Raw genomic sequence first — 15364 nt, 5'->3', positions numbered from 1 at the left:
AGGTAACGGACAGACCCTAGCCGCCCATCGGACCACCCATGATGTGGCAATACCCACACCTCCCACCGCCACCACTTGTGCGGATCCTCCTTGGCCCGGGGTGCTCCCACAAGGCAGGATCAGACCCCATGGACCTGCTGAGCACGCTGGTGGACAAGGGGCTTCGGCGCGAACTGCCGACCCGTGACGAGGCGCTGGCCGTACTGGCCACCTCCGACGACGAACTGCTCGATGTGGTGGCCGCGGCGGGCCGGGTGCGCCGGCACTGGTTCGGGCGACGGGTGAAACTCAACTACCTGGTCAACCTCAAGTCCGGGCTGTGTCCCGAGGACTGCTCCTACTGCTCTCAGCGCCTGGGTTCGACCGCCGGCATCCTCAAGTACAGCTGGCTCAAGCCGGACGAGGCCTCGCAGGCCGCGGCTGCCGGTCTGGCCGGCGGTGCCAAGCGGGTCTGTCTGGTGGCCAGTGGACGCGGTCCCACCGACCGGGACGTGGAACGGGTCTCCGCGACCATCAAGGCGATCAAGGACCAGAACGAGGGCGTGGAGGTGTGCGCCTGTCTCGGTCTGCTCTCCGACGGCCAGGCCGAACGGCTGCGCGCCGCGGGGGCGGACGCCTACAACCACAACCTCAACACCTCCGAGGCCACTTACGGCGACATCACCACCACCCACACCTACGCCGACCGCGTCGACACCGTGACCAAGGCGCACGCGGCGGGCCTGTCTGCCTGCTCGGGTCTGATCGCGGGCATGGGCGAGAGCGACGAGGACCTCGTCGACGTGGTCTTCGCGCTGCGGGAACTGGATCCGGACTCGGTGCCGGTGAACTTCCTGATCCCGTTCGAGGGCACACCCCTGGGCAAGGAGTGGAACCTGACCCCGCAGCGTTGTCTGCGGATCCTCGCGATGGTGCGGTTCGTCTGCCCGGACGTCGAGGTCCGCATCGCGGGCGGCCGCGAGGTCCACCTGCGCACGATGCAGCCGCTGGCCCTGCACCTCGCCAACTCGATCTTCCTCGGCGACTACCTCACCAGCGAGGGCCAGGCCGGCAAGGCCGACCTGGAGATGATCGCCGACGCCGGGTTCGAGGTCGAGGGCACGGACCGGGTGACCCTCCCCGGGCACCGGGCGGCGGCCGGTGGATGCGGGTCGCACGACGGCACGGGACACGAGTCCCCCGAAGGGGCCGGATGCGGGTCCGGGGAGAGCTCGGGGTGCGGGTCCGGGGAGAGCTCCGGATGCGTTTCGCACGCGGGCGGTGGCGTGTGCGGTTCCGCCGCCCCGGCCGCGGCGGCGGAACCGCAGGTCAACGAGGCTCGGACCGACCTGGTCGCGGTACGCCGCCGGGGAGCCGGAACGGATCTCGCACCCAATGCCTGACCTGCCCGCTCTGTCCGTGGACGAGCTGCTGAGGCTCGACCGGCAGCACGTCTGGCACCCGTACGGCCCCATGCCCGGCCGCCAGGACCCGCTCGTCGTCGCGTCGGCGAGCGGGGTGCGGCTGCGGATGGCGGACGGTTCGGGCGAGCTGGTCGACGGGATGTCGTCCTGGTGGTCCGCGATCCACGGTTACAACCACCCGGTCCTCAACGACGCGGTGCGCGAGCAGCTGTCCCGGATGAGCCACGTCATGTTCGGCGGTCTCACCCACGAGCCGGCCGTACGGCTCGCGAAACGTCTTGTCGACATGTCGCCCGATGGTCTGGAGCATGTCTTCCTCGCCGACTCCGGTTCGGTGTCGGTCGAGGTCGCGGTCAAGATGTGCCTTCAGTACTGGCGCTCCCTCGGCCGTCCCGCCAAGCGGCGCCTCATGACCTGGCGCGGCGGCTACCACGGCGACACCTGGCAGCCGATGTCGGTGTGCGACCCCGAGGGCGGGATGCACGAGTTGTGGTCCGGGGTGCTGCCCCGGCAGGTGTTCGCCGACCCGCCGCCGACCGCGTACGAGGAGTCGTACGCCGGACATCTGCGCGAGCTGATCGCCCGGCACGCCCACGAACTGGCCGCGGTGATCGTGGAGCCGGTGGTGCAGGGGGCCGGCGGGATGCGGTTCCACTCCCCCGCGTATCTGCGCGTGCTGCGGGAGGCCTGCGACGAGCACGACGTGCTGCTGGTCTTCGACGAGATCGCGACGGGCTTCGGCCGTACGGGCGCCCTGTTCGCGGCGGACCACGCCGGACTCGCACCGGATGTGATGTGCGTGGGCAAGGCGCTGACCGGCGGTTATCTGACGCTGGCGGCGGCGCTGTGCACCGCCCGGGTGGCCGAGGGCATCTCGCGCGGCGAGGTCCCGGTCCTCGCCCACGGCCCCACGTTCATGGGCAACCCGCTGGCCGCCGCCGTCGCCTGCGCGTCGATCGACCTGCTCCTCGGGCAGGACTGGCAGACGGAGGTGAAGCGGATCGAGACGGGCCTGCTCGAGGGGCTGGCCCCGGCCGCGGAACTCCCGGGCGTACGGGACGTACGTGTCCTGGGCGCGATCGGCGTGGTCCAGCTGGACCATCCGGTGGACATGGCGGCGGCGACCCGGGCGGCGGTCGCCGAGGGTGTGTGGCTGCGGCCGTTCCGCGACCTCGTCTACACGATGCCGCCGTACGTCACGGGCGACGCGGACCTGGCACGTATCGCACGGGCGGTCCGGGCGGCGGCGGAAGCGGGGTGAGGGCGGTGTCCGACGGGCGACATGAGGCGAGTGAACCGAAGGAGGGCGGCGTGAGGCGAGCTGCCGACACCGGCACGGGCGCCCCGGAGGCGAACCGGGTCCCGGGAGTCCTCGTGGTGACCGGGACGGGCACCGAGGTGGGCAAGACCGTGACGACGGCCGCGGTGGCGGCGACGGCGCTCGCGGCCGGGCGGTCCGTCGCCGTGCTCAAGCCCGCGCAGACCGGGGTGCTGGCCGAGGAGCGGGGCGACGCCGACGAGGTGGTGTGGCTGGCGGGTGGAGTGACGGCCGTCGAACTCGCCCGCTACCCCGAGCCGCTGGCCCCGGCGACGGCCGCGCGGCGGTCCGGGCTGGCGCCGGTGCGGCCGGGCGCCGTGGCCGAGGCGGCGGAGAAGCTGGCGACCGATCACGACCTCGTGCTGGTCGAGGGCGCCGGAGGTCTGCTCGTACGGTTCGACGAGCGCGGCGGGACGCTGGCGGACGCGGCGGCGCTCCTGGGCGCGCCGGTGCTGCTGGTGGCGTCGGCGGGTCTGGGCACCCTCAACGCCACGGAGCTGACGGCGCGTGAACTCAGGTCCCGTGGCCTGCGGTTGACGGGTGTGGTGGTGGGCAGCTGGCCTGCCGAGCCGGATCTGGCATCCCGGTGCAATCTGTGCGACTTCCCCGTGGTGGCGGGGGCGCCGCTGGTGGGTGCCATACCGGCCGGGGCGGGAGCGCGCAGCCCGGCCGACTTCCGTGCGCAGGCGCCGGGGTGGCTGGGCCCGGAGCTGGGCGGGACCTGGGACGGTCGGTCCTTCACGGAGCGCGAGGCCTCCTGAGAACCCGCGCGTGAACACCGAGTTCGCGTGAGCGGTCCACAAGAGGGGGACAATCGCGGTAACGGCGTTCCCACAGGGGAGGTCCATGATGCTCCCGAGCGGCACCAAGACCGGAAAGCCCCCCGTCCACCATCCGCTCTTCGCCCGGTACTACGCGCGCATGAGCGTCGCGGCCGAGACGAAGATGGGAATGGCGGCCGTACGCGACCGGCTGCTCACCGGGCTTTCCGGGCGAGTCATCGAGATCGGCGCGGGCAACGGTCTCAACTTCGCCCACTACCCGGGCCCGGTCTCCGAGGTGGTGGCAATCGAACCGGAGCGGCTGCTGCGGCAGTTGGCGGTCACCACGGCGTTGCGCGCGGAGGTCCCGGTGGACGTCGTGCCGGGCACCGCGGAGGCGCTGCCGGTCAAGAGCGAGGCGTTCGACGCCGCCGTGATCTCACTGGTGCTCTGCAGCGTCCGCGATGTGCGCCGGGCCCTCGGCGAGGTGCGGCGGGTACTGCGGCCGGGCGGTGCCGTGCGGTTCTTCGAGCACGGCAAGGGCGGCGGACCGGCGATGCAGTTCACGCAGCGGCTGCTGGACCGCACTGTCTGGCCGCCGTTGGCCGGAGGCTGTCATCTCTCCCGTGACCCGGTCGCCGCACTGCGCGATGCCGGCTTCGAACTGGGGCTGTACCGGCGGATACTGATGCCCGAGAGGGGACCGCGGCTGCCCAGCTCCTACTGTGTGCTGGGGGCGGCGCGGCGGCCAGTGGCCGAGGAGTAGGGGCCCCATGGAAGGCCCCTGGCGCGGCGGTCACAGGCTCCACTGCCGCAGTTCGCGCGCGATGTCGCCGACGGAGGCCTCTCCGTTCTTCACCAGCCGGGCGAGGTCGCGCACCTGCTCCGGCGAGGTGACGACCTTGACGCCGCTGGCGACGAGGTAGGCGTACGCCACGGCGGAGGCGAACATGGCGTTCGAGCGTTCCAGGGCCGGTACGTGCAGCAGGAGTTGCAGCAGGGCGGCGGCGCGGGCGTGCGGGGTGTCGTAGACGGGGACGCCGAATATCTCCGCCTCGTGGCGGCTGACGGCTGCCACGAGTGCTCCCCAGTCGGTGACCTGGGGGTCTCCGGGCGTCTTCTGTTCGGCGATCATGAGGAGCCAGGCGAGGTCGATGGAGACGTCCAAGGGTTCAGCGACGACCTTCTCGCTCCGGGCCGAACTCCTCGGCGAACACGGACTCGTACTGCTTCATGAAGTCGGAGGCGGCCTCCACGAACGTGTGGCCCACCTCGCCGGTGTCCTGCTTCACCAGTTCCTCGATGTAGCGGTTGACACTGATGCCGCGGGCCGTGGCGCGTTCACGGGCGGCCCGGGCGGTGTCCTCGTCCACCCTGACGTTCAGCTGGGTCTTGGCCATGTCTCGACGCTAGCGCCGAAGTGCTAGCACCCGCAAGACGGCGGGTCCACCGACCGCCCCCCGCGCCGTCGCACGACCTCAGAAGACCCACCGTTCGAGTGCCCCTTACACGGACCCCGAGGCACCCGACCTGCGCAGGAGGCTGACCGGGACCTGGGAGGGATACCCGATGTGCCGTGGATCACATTAGGCTCGGCGAGGACACCGGAGTCCGACCAAGGAGGCGCCTTGTCCACTCCCGCTGCGACGCACGCCCCCGGCCGTACGGACGCGGACGGGATCGCCGCCCGCGCCCGCGGTCTCACCAAGGCCTACGGTTCGGGTGAGACGACCGTACTGGCGCTCGACTCGGTCGACGTGGACATCGCGCGCGGACGCTTCACGGCCGTCATGGGTCCGTCCGGCTCCGGCAAGTCCACGTTGATGCACTGCCTGGCGGGGCTCGACACCGTCTCGGGCGGTCAGGTATGGCTCGGTGACACGGAGATCACCGGGCTCAAGGAGCGCGAGCTCACCCGGCTGCGCCGGGACCGGATCGGCTTCATGTTCCAGTCGTTCAACCTCATCCCGACGCTCAACGCGGCCGAGAACATCACGCTGCCCATGGACATCGCGGGAAAGAAGCCGGACGGCGAGTGGCTCGAGCGGGTGATCGACACCCTGGGGCTGCGGGACCGGTTGCGGCACCGGCCGTCCCAGCTCTCCGGCGGTCAGCAGCAGCGGGTGGCCTGCGCCCGGGCGCTCGCCTCCCGGCCGGAGCTGATCTTCGCGGACGAGCCGACCGGCAACCTCGACTCGCGCGCCGGGCTCGAGGTCCTCGGCTTTCTGCGCGAGGCGGTCGACGAACTCGGCCAGACGGTGGTGATGGTCACCCACGACCCGGGCGCCGCCGCCCACTCCGACCTGGTGCTCTTCCTCGCGGACGGGCGGATCGTGGATGAGATGGCCAGGCCGTCCGCGGAAGCGGTGCTGGAGCGGATGAAGCGCTTCGACACGATCCGCGCACCGCACGGCGGGTCGGCCACCGCGGTCGGTCTGGGCCTCGCCCCCGGCCCGGACGGGCAGGCCGGCCGTCACGGCGATCAGGCCCCCGGTTCGGAGGAGAAGGCCGAACGTGCAGGCCCCGGGGTCAAGTCCCCCGGTTCGGCCCCCGGCCGGTCCTCCGACGCCTCGCCGGGCGCCCCCTCCGACACCCCCCGCGGCCAGGACTGAGGCCCGCCGTGCTCAAGGCGACTCTCAGGAGCTTCCTCGCGCACAAGGGCCGGCTGCTGCTCTCGGCGCTGGCGGTCGTGCTGTCGGTGGCCTTCGTGGCCGGCAGCCTGATCTTCTCGGACACCGTCAGCCGTACCTTCGACCGGCTGTTCGCCTCCACCTCGGCCGATGTCACCGTCCAGCCCAAGGAAGACCTCAGCGAGGCCGTGCCCTCCGGCGCCACCCCGACCGTGCCGGCGTCCCTCGCCCAGCGCGTGGACGAGGTCGACGGGGTCAGGAGGGCCCTCGTCGACGTCGACGTCGAGAACCTCACCGTGGTCGACGCGAAGAACGATCCCGTGGGGCCCACGACGGGCGCGCCCACCATCGCCACCAACTGGAAGGTCACCGACCGCAGCCCCGTGGAACTCACCTCGGGCCACGCACCGCGCGGCGACGGCGAGGCGCTGCTGGACGCGGACACAGCCGACAAGAAGGATCTGGAGATCGGCGACACCCTGACCGTGATCGCCCAGCCCGGCTCCTTCAAGGTCCGGATCGTCGGCATCGCCACCTTCACCACCACCAACCCGGGCGCCGCACTGGTGTTCCTCGACACCCCCACCGCGCAGACCCGGCTGCTCGGCAAGGCCGACGCCGCCACCAGCATCTCGGTGGAGGCGGCGTCCGGGGTCAGCGACGAGCAGCTGAAGCAGCGTGTCGCCGCCGTGGTGGGCTCGTCCTACGAGCTGAACACCGCCGACGAGGAGGCCAAGTCCTCCGCCGAGTCCCTCGGCGGGTTCCTCGACGTCATCAAGTACGTGATGCTCGGCTTCGCCGGGATCGCCGTGCTGGTCGGTGTGTTCCTCATCGTCAACACCTTCTCGATGCTGATCGCCCAGCGCACCCGTGAACTCGGGCTGCTGCGCGCACTCGGCGCCGACCGGCGTCAGGTGCGCCGGTCGGTACTGCTGGAGGCCCTGCTGCTGGGCGTGGTCAGCTCGACGGTCGGGCTGGCGGCCGGCGTCGGACTGGCGCTCGGGCTGATCAAGCTCATGAGCGTGTTCGGCATGAACCTGAAGTCGACGGAGATGGTCGTCGGCTGGGGCACCCCGGTGGTGGCCTACGTCGTCGGTGTGGGCGTGACGTTCGTCGCGGCCTACCTCCCGGCGCGGCGCGCGGCCGGGGTCTCGCCGATGGCCGCGCTGTCGGACGCCGAGATCGCCGGCGTGGGACGACCGCTCCGGGTGCGCGCTGTGGTCGGGGTGGTCGTCGGTGCGCTCGGCGCCGCCGCCCTCGTCGGCTGCGCCACCGCGACCGAGACCTCGTCGGCCGCGTCCCTGCTGGGTCTCGGGGTCGTCCTGACGCTGATCGCCACCGTGATCGCGGGCCCACTGCTCGTCCGGCCGGTGATCCGGGTGCTCGGCGGGGCGTTCCCGGCGCTGTTCGGCCCGGTCGGCCGGATGAGCCAGCGCAACGCGCTGCGCAATCCGCGCCGCACCGGAGCCACCGCCGCCGCCCTGATGGTGGGGCTCGCCCTGGTCGGCGGGATGTCGGTGGCGAGCGCGTCCATGACCAAGTCCTTCGACCAGCAGATCGACAAGACCCTCGGCGCCGACTTCGTGGTGCAGAACAGCAACTTCCAGCCGTTCCCGCAGGAGATCACCGAGAAGGTGCGGGCCACCGACGGCGTCGGACTCGTTGTGCGCCAGCGCTTCACGCCCGTCGCGGTCCGGCTGCCGGACGGCGAGCGGGTGGAGACGACCGCCGCCGGCTACGACGAGCGGCTCGACGACGTCGCCCGTGTCACCTACGCGCGGGGCGACACCGCCGCGGCGCTCGCGCCGGGAAACATCGCGATGGACGCCGACTTCGCCCGGGAGCACGACGTACGGATCGGCAGCAGGATCCCGGTGGAGTTCCCGTCGCAGCGGCGGACGGAGCTGACGGTCGCCGCGCTCACCGCCCAGGAGAACTCCGACGGCTTCGGCATGCAGGGCGGGCTGTACTTCGGCTTCGGGACCGTCGAGAGGTACGTGCCCGGCGGCCAGGACTCCGCGCTGTACGTCAACGCGGCCTCCGGTACGTCCGAGGACGAGCTGCGCTCGCGGCTGGAGAAGACCCTCGATCCGTATCCGCAGGTGCAGGTCCGCGACCAGGCCGACTACAAACAGCTGATCCGGGACCAGATCTCGGTGCTGCTGTACCTGGTGTACGCGCTGCTGGGGCTCGCGATCATCATCGCGGTGCTCGGCGTGGTCAACACCCTGGCCCTGTCGGTCGTGGAGCGCACCCGGGAGATCGGGCTGCTGCGCGCCATTGGGCTGGCCCGGCGCCAGCTACGGCGGATGATCCGTCTGGAGTCGGTGGTGATCGCCGTCTTCGGCGCGGTGCTCGGGCTGGCGCTGGGGCTGATCTGGGGCGTGTGCATCCAGCAGGTGCTGGCACTCCAGGGCATGACGGCGCTGGCGATCCCCTGGGGCACGATCGTGGCCGTGGTGATCGGTTCGGCGGTGGTGGGCATCGTGGCGGCGCTGCTCCCGGCGTTGCGTGCGTCCCGGATGAACGTGCTGGCGGCCATCGCGCACGAGTGAGGCGTCGAGGCGTCGTCGCGCGGGTGGTGCTCCCGGTCGCGTGGCGTCGCCCGGCGGTGTGTCGTCGGCCGAGCCGGCGCTGCCCGCCGGGCCCGCGCCCAGACCGACCCGCCCGCCCATCCGTTCGTTCGTTCGCGGCAGGGAAACCGTTCGCCACCAGGTCGGTGATCTGCTTGGCTCGCCCCATGAGCGATCTTCCCATCCGTTGCGCCACCCTCTCCGACATCGGCACCGTGCTGCAGTTCTGGCGCGAAGCCGCGGAAGGAACGAGCATCACCGACGACCACGACGGAGTGGCCCGGCTGATCACGAGAGATCCCGGAGCCCTGCTCCTCGCGGAACGCGACGGGCTCGTCGTCGGGACCGTGATAGCCGGCTTCGACGGATGGCGATGCTCCGCCTACCGGCTCGCCGTACACCCGGACCACCGTCGGCAGGGCGTCGCCACCGCCCTCCTGGAAGCGGCGGAACAACGCTTCGCCGAGCTCGGCGGGCGCCGTGTGGACGCCATGGTGCTGGAAGCCAACGAACGGGCCCACCACGTCTGGGCCGCGGCCGGATACCACCGTGAGGACCACTGGCGCCGCTGGGTCAAACGGCTGTGAGGAGGGCCGCGCGCCGGGATCCGCCAAGCGGAACGGGACCATCCATCATGCCTGGCGTGCTGCGGGGTACAAGCCGGAGAAACACTGGCGGAAGTGGGGCGAAGCCCTTCACCGGGTGAGCCCCGCGCCGGACCGGCTCGGGACGGGCCCGATGGGCTCACGGTGGGCCCGGGGAGGCCTCACGGCGGGCCCCGGAGGGCTCACGGCGGTTTCGCTTTCCCCCCGCCGCCGACCGATCATGGGACGGAGGTGACGCGATGACCGAAGTGCTCCTCCTCGCGGTCGCGGTGCTGCTCTCGGTGGCCTGTGGCGCCTTCGTCGCGGCGGAGTTCTCGCTGACCACGGTCGAGCGCGGCGAGCTCGAGCGGGCCGCGGAACGGGGTGAGCGCGGTGCGGCGGGCGCGCTGAAGGCCGTACGGAGTCTGACCTTCCAGCTGTCCGGCGCGCAGCTCGGCATCACCGTCACCAACCTGGTGGTCGGCATGCTCGCCGAGCCGTCCATCGCCAAGCTGATCGCGGGCCCACTGGAGTCGGTGGGCATATCACGCACCACAGCGGAATCGCTCGCCCTGGTCATCGGCACCGGACTGTCGACGGTCTTCCTGATGGTCGTCGGGGAGCTGGTGCCCAAGAACTGGGCGATCTCCTCGCCGCTGGCCCTCGCCAAACGGGTCGGCACGCCCCAGCGCTGGTTCAGCGCCGCGTTCCGTCCCTTCATCACCCACCTCAACAACACCGCGAACCGTTTCGTCCGCCGCTTCGGCTTCGAACCCGCCGAGGAACTGGCGTCCGCGCGCGGGCCCCAGGAACTGGTGGCCCTGGCCCGGCACTCCGCGCGGGAGGGTGCCCTGGAGGAGGACACGGCGGAACTGTTCGTGCGCACGCTCAACCTCGCCGATCTGACGGCGGGCAACGTGATGACCCCGCGGGTGCAGGTGGTGGCCCTGGAGGTCGCGGCGACCTGCGAGGACGTGGCGAACGCGACCCGGGCGACGGGGCTGTCCCGCTTCCCGGTCTACCGCGGCACCCTCGACTCGGTGGTCGGGGTGGTGCACATCAAGGACGTACTCGCTGTCCCGGCCCGGGAGCGCCCCCGCCGAAGCGTGGTGGAGCGGATGCGCGAGCCGCTGCTCGTACCCCGCTCGCTGACCGTGGACCGGCTGCTGGACCGATTGTCCGGCAAGCGGACGATGGCCGTCGTCATCGACGAGTACGGGGGCACCGCCGGGGTCGCCACCCTGGAGGACATCGTCGAGGAGGTCGTCGGCGAGGTGCGGGACGAGCACGACCCGCACGAGGTACCGGACCTGGCGCCCGCGGGGCGGTCCCCGGACGGGCGCTTCCAGTACTCGGCCGACGGCTTCGCCCGCACGGACCAGCTGGAACGCGTCGGGCTCCGGGCGCCGGAGGGACCGTACGAGACCCTCGCCGGGCTCGTCGCGACGCAACTGGGGCGGATCCCCACGACCGGGGACCGCGTCGACGTGGCCGGATGGCGGCTCGAGGTGCTGGACGCGTCGGGGCGGAGGGCGGCGCGGGTGCTGCTGCATGCGCCGCCGAACTGGCCCGCCGAGCAGGCCCCGGACGGACATCCCGCGAGGCTCACGGACGAGGGTGACGCCGGCCCGATGGACGACCGGCAGGTCGGGGAGGGCCCATGACCGTCGTACAGCTGTTGATCGGTCTCGCGACCCTGGTCCTGAACGCCTTCTTCGTGGGAGCGGAGTTCGCGCTCATCTCCGTACGGCGCAGTCAGATCGAGCCGTTCACCGGCCAGGGAGAGCCGGGCCACCTGCGGGCGCGCAGTGTGCTGTGGGGTCTGGAGCACGTGTCGGCGGTGATGGCGGCGGCGCAGCTCGGCATCACACTGTGCACTCTGGTGCTCGGTGTGGTCGCCGAGCCCGCCATCGAGCATCTGCTGGAGCCGGTGTTCCACGCCGCCGGGGTGCCCGAGGGCGCGGGGCACGCGATCTCGTTCGTCATCGCCCTGACCCTGGCGACCTATCTGCACATGCTGCTCGGCGAGATGGTGCCGAAGAACGTCGCGCTCGCCGAGCCGGTGCGCACGGCCCTGCTGCTCGGACCGCCGCTGGTCGCCGTGACCAGGGCGCTGCGACCGGTGATCTTCTCGGTCAACGCCTTCGCCAACGGCGTGCTGAAGCTACTGCGGGTCGAGGTGAAGAGTGAGGTGACGGCCACTTTCTCGGACGACGAGCTGGCCCGGCTGGTCAAGGACTCCGGCGAAGCCGGCCTGATCGACGACCGCGCTCAGGAGCGGCTGCACGACGCGCTGGAACTGGGGCGACGTCCGGTGCGCGATGTGATGCTGCCGCTGGAACGGGTGGTGTACGCGCGCGTCGGCCTCACTCCGGAGGAGTTGGAGGGGCTGGCGGCGGAGTCCGGCTTCTCCCGCTTCCCGGTCGTGGACGACAGCCGCCGCATCGTCGGCTATCTGCACGTCAAGGACGCGCTGGACGCGTCGCCGCACGACCGGCCGTTCCGGGTGTCCGAGATGCGCCCCATCGCCCGCGTCCGCGAGAGCGCCCCGCTGGACGACGTCCTCACCGCGATGCGCAGGAGCCGCACACATCTCGCGGCCGTACGGAGCCGGGACGGGCGGCTGGCGGGGCTGGTGACGCTGGAGGACGTGCTGCGGGCGCTGTTCGGGCAGCCGGTGTGAGACCGGCAACGCCGCCGGGGCACTCGGCGGAGCGCGTTACCATCGCATTCGCCATGTACACGAATGTCACTTACACCAGCTTGGTCGCGGTGGGCGACTCCTTCACGGAGGGCATGTCGGATCTGCTGCCGGACGGCTCGTACCGCGGCTGGGCCGATCTGCTCGCCGGACGGATGGCCGCCCGGACCCCCGGATTCCGGTACGCCAACCTGGCCGTGCGCGGCAAGCTCATCGGACAGATCGTCGCGGAGCAGGTGGACGTCGCGGCTGCCATGCGACCCGATGTGATCACCCTGGTGGGCGGCCTGAACGACGCTCTGCGGCCGAAATGCGACATGGGCCGGGTCCGCGGCCTGCTCGAAGAGGCCGTGGAGCGCCTCGCGCCCGCCTGCGATCGGCTCGTCCTGATGCGCAGCCCGGGTCGCAACGGGCCCGTCCTGGAGCGCTTCCGCCCGCGCATGGAGGAGTTGTTCGCCTGCATAGACGAGCTGGCCGAGCGGCACGGCGCGACGGTGGTCGACCTGTACGGTGCACCGTCGCTGTCCGACCCCCGGATGTGGGACGTGGACCGGCTGCACCTGACGGCGGAGGGCCACCGCCGGGTGGCGGAGGCGGTGTGGCAGACGCTGGGCTACGAGGCGGAGGACCCCGACTGGCACACCCCGATGCCGTCGACCCTGCCGCCGGGGTGGATGGCCCGCCGCGTCGCCGACGCCCGTTTCGCCCGGCAGCACCTGCTGCCCTGGATCGGACGGCGGCTGACGGGCCGCTCATCGGGTGACGGGCGCCCGGCCAAGCGGCCGGAGCTGCTGCCGTACGAGAGTCCGCTGCCCTCCGAGGGGCCTGCGGCGTAGTTCAGCGCGATAGTGGAGCTCCTGAAGGGAGCTCCACATGTCCACGACCGTCATCAACCTCAAGGGCCACATCCGCGAGTTCGGCCCCCGGCTGGAACACGCGCCCGCCGACCTGGTCTACGTCGGCCGCCGCTGGACCATGGGCCACTGGGACCTCCCCCAGCATCCGCTCTACAACCCGTTCGTCCCCGACACGGCGTCCAGGAAGCGGGACGGCACACGCGCGGAGGTCATGGAGAAGTACCGGGCGTACCTGATGGAGCGTCCCGAGCTGCTGGCACTGGTGCCCGAGCTGCGCGGAAAGACCCTGGCGTGCTGGTGCGCGCCCGAGCTGTGCCACGCCGACATCCTGGCGGAGCTGGCGGACAAGGAGGGGTAGGGCCTGTCCGGACGGATCAGGGCCTGGCCCCGTCCGTGAACCTCCGGGCAGGGCAGGCCGGGCAAGCCCTGAGCCGTGCGGGGTCGCTTGTAGCTTCCGCCAACGAACCCCGCGGGGCTGGCCTGCACGATTCGCCAGTAGAATCCGTACACGTGACTTCTGCGCCAGCCAAGCCCCGTATCCCCAACGTCCTCGCCGGACGCTACGCCTCCGCCGAGCTCGCCACGCTCTGGTCCCCCGAGTACAAGGTGAAGCTGGAGCGGCAGCTCTGGCTCGCGGTGCTGCGGGCCCAGAAGGACCTGGGGATCGAGGTGCCGGACGCGGCGATCGCCGACTACGAACGCGTCCTCGACCAGGTCGACCTCGCCTCGATCGCCGAGCGCGAGAAGGTCACGCGGCACGACGTGAAGGCGCGGATCGAGGAGTTCAACGACCTCGCCGGGCACGAGCACGTGCACAAGGGCATGACCTCCCGGGATCTCACCGAGAACGTCGAGCAGCTGCAGATCCGGCTCTCCCTTGAGCTGATGCGCGACCGTACGGTGGCGGTCCTGGCGCGGCTCGGCAAGCTGGCGGGCGAGTACGGCGAGCTGGTCATGGCGGGCCGCTCGCACAACGTGGCGGCGCAGGCCACCACCCTCGGCAAGCGCTTCGCGACCGTCGCCGACGAGCTGCTCGTCGCGTACGCGCGTCTCGAGGAGCTGCTCGGCCGCTACCCGCTGCGCGGCATCAAGGGCCCGGTGGGCACGGCGCAGGACATGCTGGACCTGCTCGGCGGCGACGCGGCGCGGCTCACGCGGCTGGAGCAGCGGATCGCCGACCACCTGGGCTTCTCGCAGGCGTTCACCTCGGTCGGCCAGGTCTACCCGCGCTCGCTGGACTACGAGGTGGTGACCGCGCTGGTGCAGCTGGCCGCGGCACCGTCGTCCCTCGCGAAGACGATCCGGCTGATGGCCGGGCACGAGCTGGTGACCGAGGGCTTCAAGCCGGGGCAGGTCGGCTCGTCCGCGATGCCGCACAAGATGAACACCCGTTCCTGCGAGCGCGTCAACGGTCTGATGGTGATCCTGCGGGGCTACGCGTCGATGACGGGCGAGCTGGCGGGCGACCAGTGGAACGAGGGCGACGTGTCGTGCTCGGTGGTACGCCGGGTGGCACTGCCGGACGCTTTCTTCGCGCTGGACGGACTGCTGGAGACGTTCCTGACCGTCCTCGACGAGTTCGGCGCCTTCCCCGCGGTCGTCGCACGGGAACTGGACCGCTATCTGCCGTTCCTCGCCACGACCAAGGTCCTGATGGGCGCGGTGCGTGCGGGTGTGGGCCGGGAGATCGCGCACGAGGCCATCAAGGAGAACGCGGTCGCCACCGCCCTCGCCATGCGCGAGCAGGGGGCCGAGCGCAACGACCTGCTGGACAAGCTCGCCGCCGACGACCGCATCCCGCTCGACCGCGCCCAGCTGGACGAGCTGATGGCGGACAAGCTGTCCTTCACGGGCGCCGCGGCCGACCAGGTCTCGGTGGTCGTGGGCCGGATCGAGGAGGTCGTGAAGCAGCGTCCGGAGGCCGCGGGTTACACACCGGGGGCGATCCTCTGACGCGGTTCACACCCGAGGAGTTGGAGGCGGCCCGTGACCGGCTTGTGCCGGACGTCGTCGCGGACGGTCTGAGGGTCCTGTTCTGCGGTATCAACCCGGGCCTGATGACCGCCGCGACGGGACACCACTTCGCGCGCCCCGGCAACCGCTTCTGGCCGGTTCTGCACCTGTCGGGTTTCACCCCGCGCCTGCTGAAGCCCTCGGAGCAGGGCGAGTTGCTCTCCTACGGGCTCGGCATAACGAACGTGGTGGCACGGGCGACCGCGCGCGCCGACGAGCTGACGGCGGACGAGTACCTCGAAGGCGGGCGGCAGCTGAGCCTCAAGGTGGCCTCGTTGCGTCCCCGGTGGCTCGCCGTGGTGGGTGTCACCGCGTACCGGGCGGCGTTCGACGACCGCAAGGCCCGAGTGGGCCCGCAGCAGCGGCAGATCGGCGACACCCGCCTCTGGGTCTTGCCCAACCCGAGCGGTCTGAACGCCCATTGGACGGCGGAGACGATGGCGGAGGAGTTCGCACGCCTGCGGGAGGCTGCTCCGGCCTAGGGATCCCCTAGGACTGCCCTGGATGGGGGAGGCGGTAGCGCC

The 15364-nt window shown here is 71.5% G+C and carries 15 protein-coding genes; 13 read left to right on the top strand and 2 right to left on the bottom strand.

What is annotated here, in order from left to right; translation table 11 throughout:
- Window positions 1–128: 128 nt before the first annotated feature.
- From bioB to EF387_RS15115, 4 genes are all read left to right on the top strand, one after another.
- Entirely contained in the window at window positions 129–1382 is a 1254-nt protein-coding gene (gene bioB / locus EF387_RS15130) for a biotin synthase BioB (protein WP_128377071.1), read from the top strand.
- Complete coding sequence (locus EF387_RS15125) at window positions 1375–2664, top strand: adenosylmethionine--8-amino-7-oxononanoate transaminase (RefSeq protein WP_128377070.1); 1290 nt, start codon at window positions 1375–1377, stop codon at window positions 2662–2664. Before bioB ends, EF387_RS15125 begins: the two co-directional genes overlap by 8 nt.
- Window positions 2665–2714: 50 nt before the next feature.
- Entirely contained in the window at window positions 2715–3482 is a 768-nt protein-coding gene (gene bioD / locus EF387_RS15120; RefSeq protein ID WP_128377069.1) for a dethiobiotin synthase, read from the top strand.
- Between the two features lie 85 nt (window positions 3483–3567).
- A complete protein-coding gene (locus EF387_RS15115; RefSeq protein WP_128377068.1) occupies window positions 3568–4248 on the top strand; it encodes a class I SAM-dependent methyltransferase in 681 nt (226 codons plus the stop codon).
- A 30-nt stretch (window positions 4249–4278) separates the two neighbouring features.
- Here the strand turns inward: EF387_RS15115 and EF387_RS15110 are convergent, their stop codons facing one another.
- Window positions 4279–4617, bottom strand: coding sequence for a fic family toxin-antitoxin system, toxin component (locus EF387_RS15110; protein WP_128377305.1), 339 nt, complete (start codon window positions 4615–4617; stop codon window positions 4279–4281).
- Between the two features lie 37 nt (window positions 4618–4654).
- Window positions 4655–4882, bottom strand: a complete 228-nt coding sequence (locus EF387_RS15105; RefSeq protein WP_128377067.1) for a toxin-antitoxin system HicB family antitoxin — start codon at window positions 4880–4882, stop codon at window positions 4655–4657.
- A 228-nt stretch (window positions 4883–5110) separates the two neighbouring features.
- Here EF387_RS15105 and EF387_RS15100 point away from each other — a divergent pair, with 228 nt between their 5' ends.
- From EF387_RS15100 to mug, 9 genes are all read left to right on the top strand, one after another.
- Window positions 5111–6094 (top strand): ABC transporter ATP-binding protein, encoded by a 984-nt coding sequence (locus EF387_RS15100; protein ID WP_128377066.1) that lies wholly within the window; start codon window positions 5111–5113, stop codon window positions 6092–6094.
- Between the two features lie 8 nt (window positions 6095–6102).
- The gene (locus EF387_RS15095) at window positions 6103–8667 is read left to right on the top strand and encodes an ABC transporter permease (RefSeq protein WP_128377065.1); all 2565 of its coding nucleotides are present in this window, start codon (window positions 6103–6105) and stop codon (window positions 8665–8667) included.
- 185 nt (window positions 8668–8852) lie between these two features.
- Window positions 8853–9272: a GNAT family N-acetyltransferase gene (locus EF387_RS15090; RefSeq protein WP_128377064.1), complete on the top strand. Its 420-nt coding sequence runs from the start codon at window positions 8853–8855 to the stop codon at window positions 9270–9272.
- 257 nt (window positions 9273–9529) lie between these two features.
- Window positions 9530–10933 carry a hemolysin family protein gene (locus EF387_RS15085; protein WP_128377063.1) on the top strand — a complete coding sequence of 468 codons (1404 nt, stop codon included), beginning with the start codon at window positions 9530–9532 and terminating at the stop codon, window positions 10931–10933.
- A complete protein-coding gene (locus EF387_RS15080) occupies window positions 10930–11952 on the top strand; it encodes a hemolysin family protein (RefSeq protein ID WP_128377062.1) in 1023 nt (340 codons plus the stop codon). Before EF387_RS15085 ends, EF387_RS15080 begins: the two co-directional genes overlap by 4 nt.
- 53 nt (window positions 11953–12005) lie before the next feature.
- On the top strand, window positions 12006–12806 hold the full coding sequence (locus tag EF387_RS15075) for an SGNH/GDSL hydrolase family protein (RefSeq protein WP_128377061.1): 801 nt from the start codon (window positions 12006–12008) through the stop codon (window positions 12804–12806).
- 37 nt (window positions 12807–12843) lie between these two features.
- Window positions 12844–13185 carry a DUF4326 domain-containing protein gene (locus EF387_RS15070; RefSeq protein WP_128377060.1) on the top strand — a complete coding sequence of 114 codons (342 nt, stop codon included), beginning with the start codon at window positions 12844–12846 and terminating at the stop codon, window positions 13183–13185.
- Window positions 13186–13337: 152 nt separating this feature from the next.
- Window positions 13338–14780, top strand: a complete 1443-nt coding sequence (purB, locus tag EF387_RS15065) for an adenylosuccinate lyase (protein ID WP_128377059.1) — start codon at window positions 13338–13340, stop codon at window positions 14778–14780.
- A complete protein-coding gene (mug, locus tag EF387_RS15060) occupies window positions 14777–15322 on the top strand; it encodes a G/U mismatch-specific DNA glycosylase (RefSeq protein WP_128377304.1) in 546 nt (181 codons plus the stop codon). Before purB ends, mug begins: the two co-directional genes overlap by 4 nt.
- Window positions 15323–15364: the final 42 nt, after the last annotated feature.

The sequence above is a fragment of the Streptomyces cavernae genome, assembly GCF_004023625.1.
In the GTDB taxonomy this organism is placed as follows: domain Bacteria; phylum Actinomycetota; class Actinomycetes; order Streptomycetales; family Streptomycetaceae; genus Streptomyces; species Streptomyces cavernae.
The sequence above is the reverse complement of the archived record's forward strand: the minus strand, read 5'-3'. Positions and strand labels throughout refer to the sequence as shown.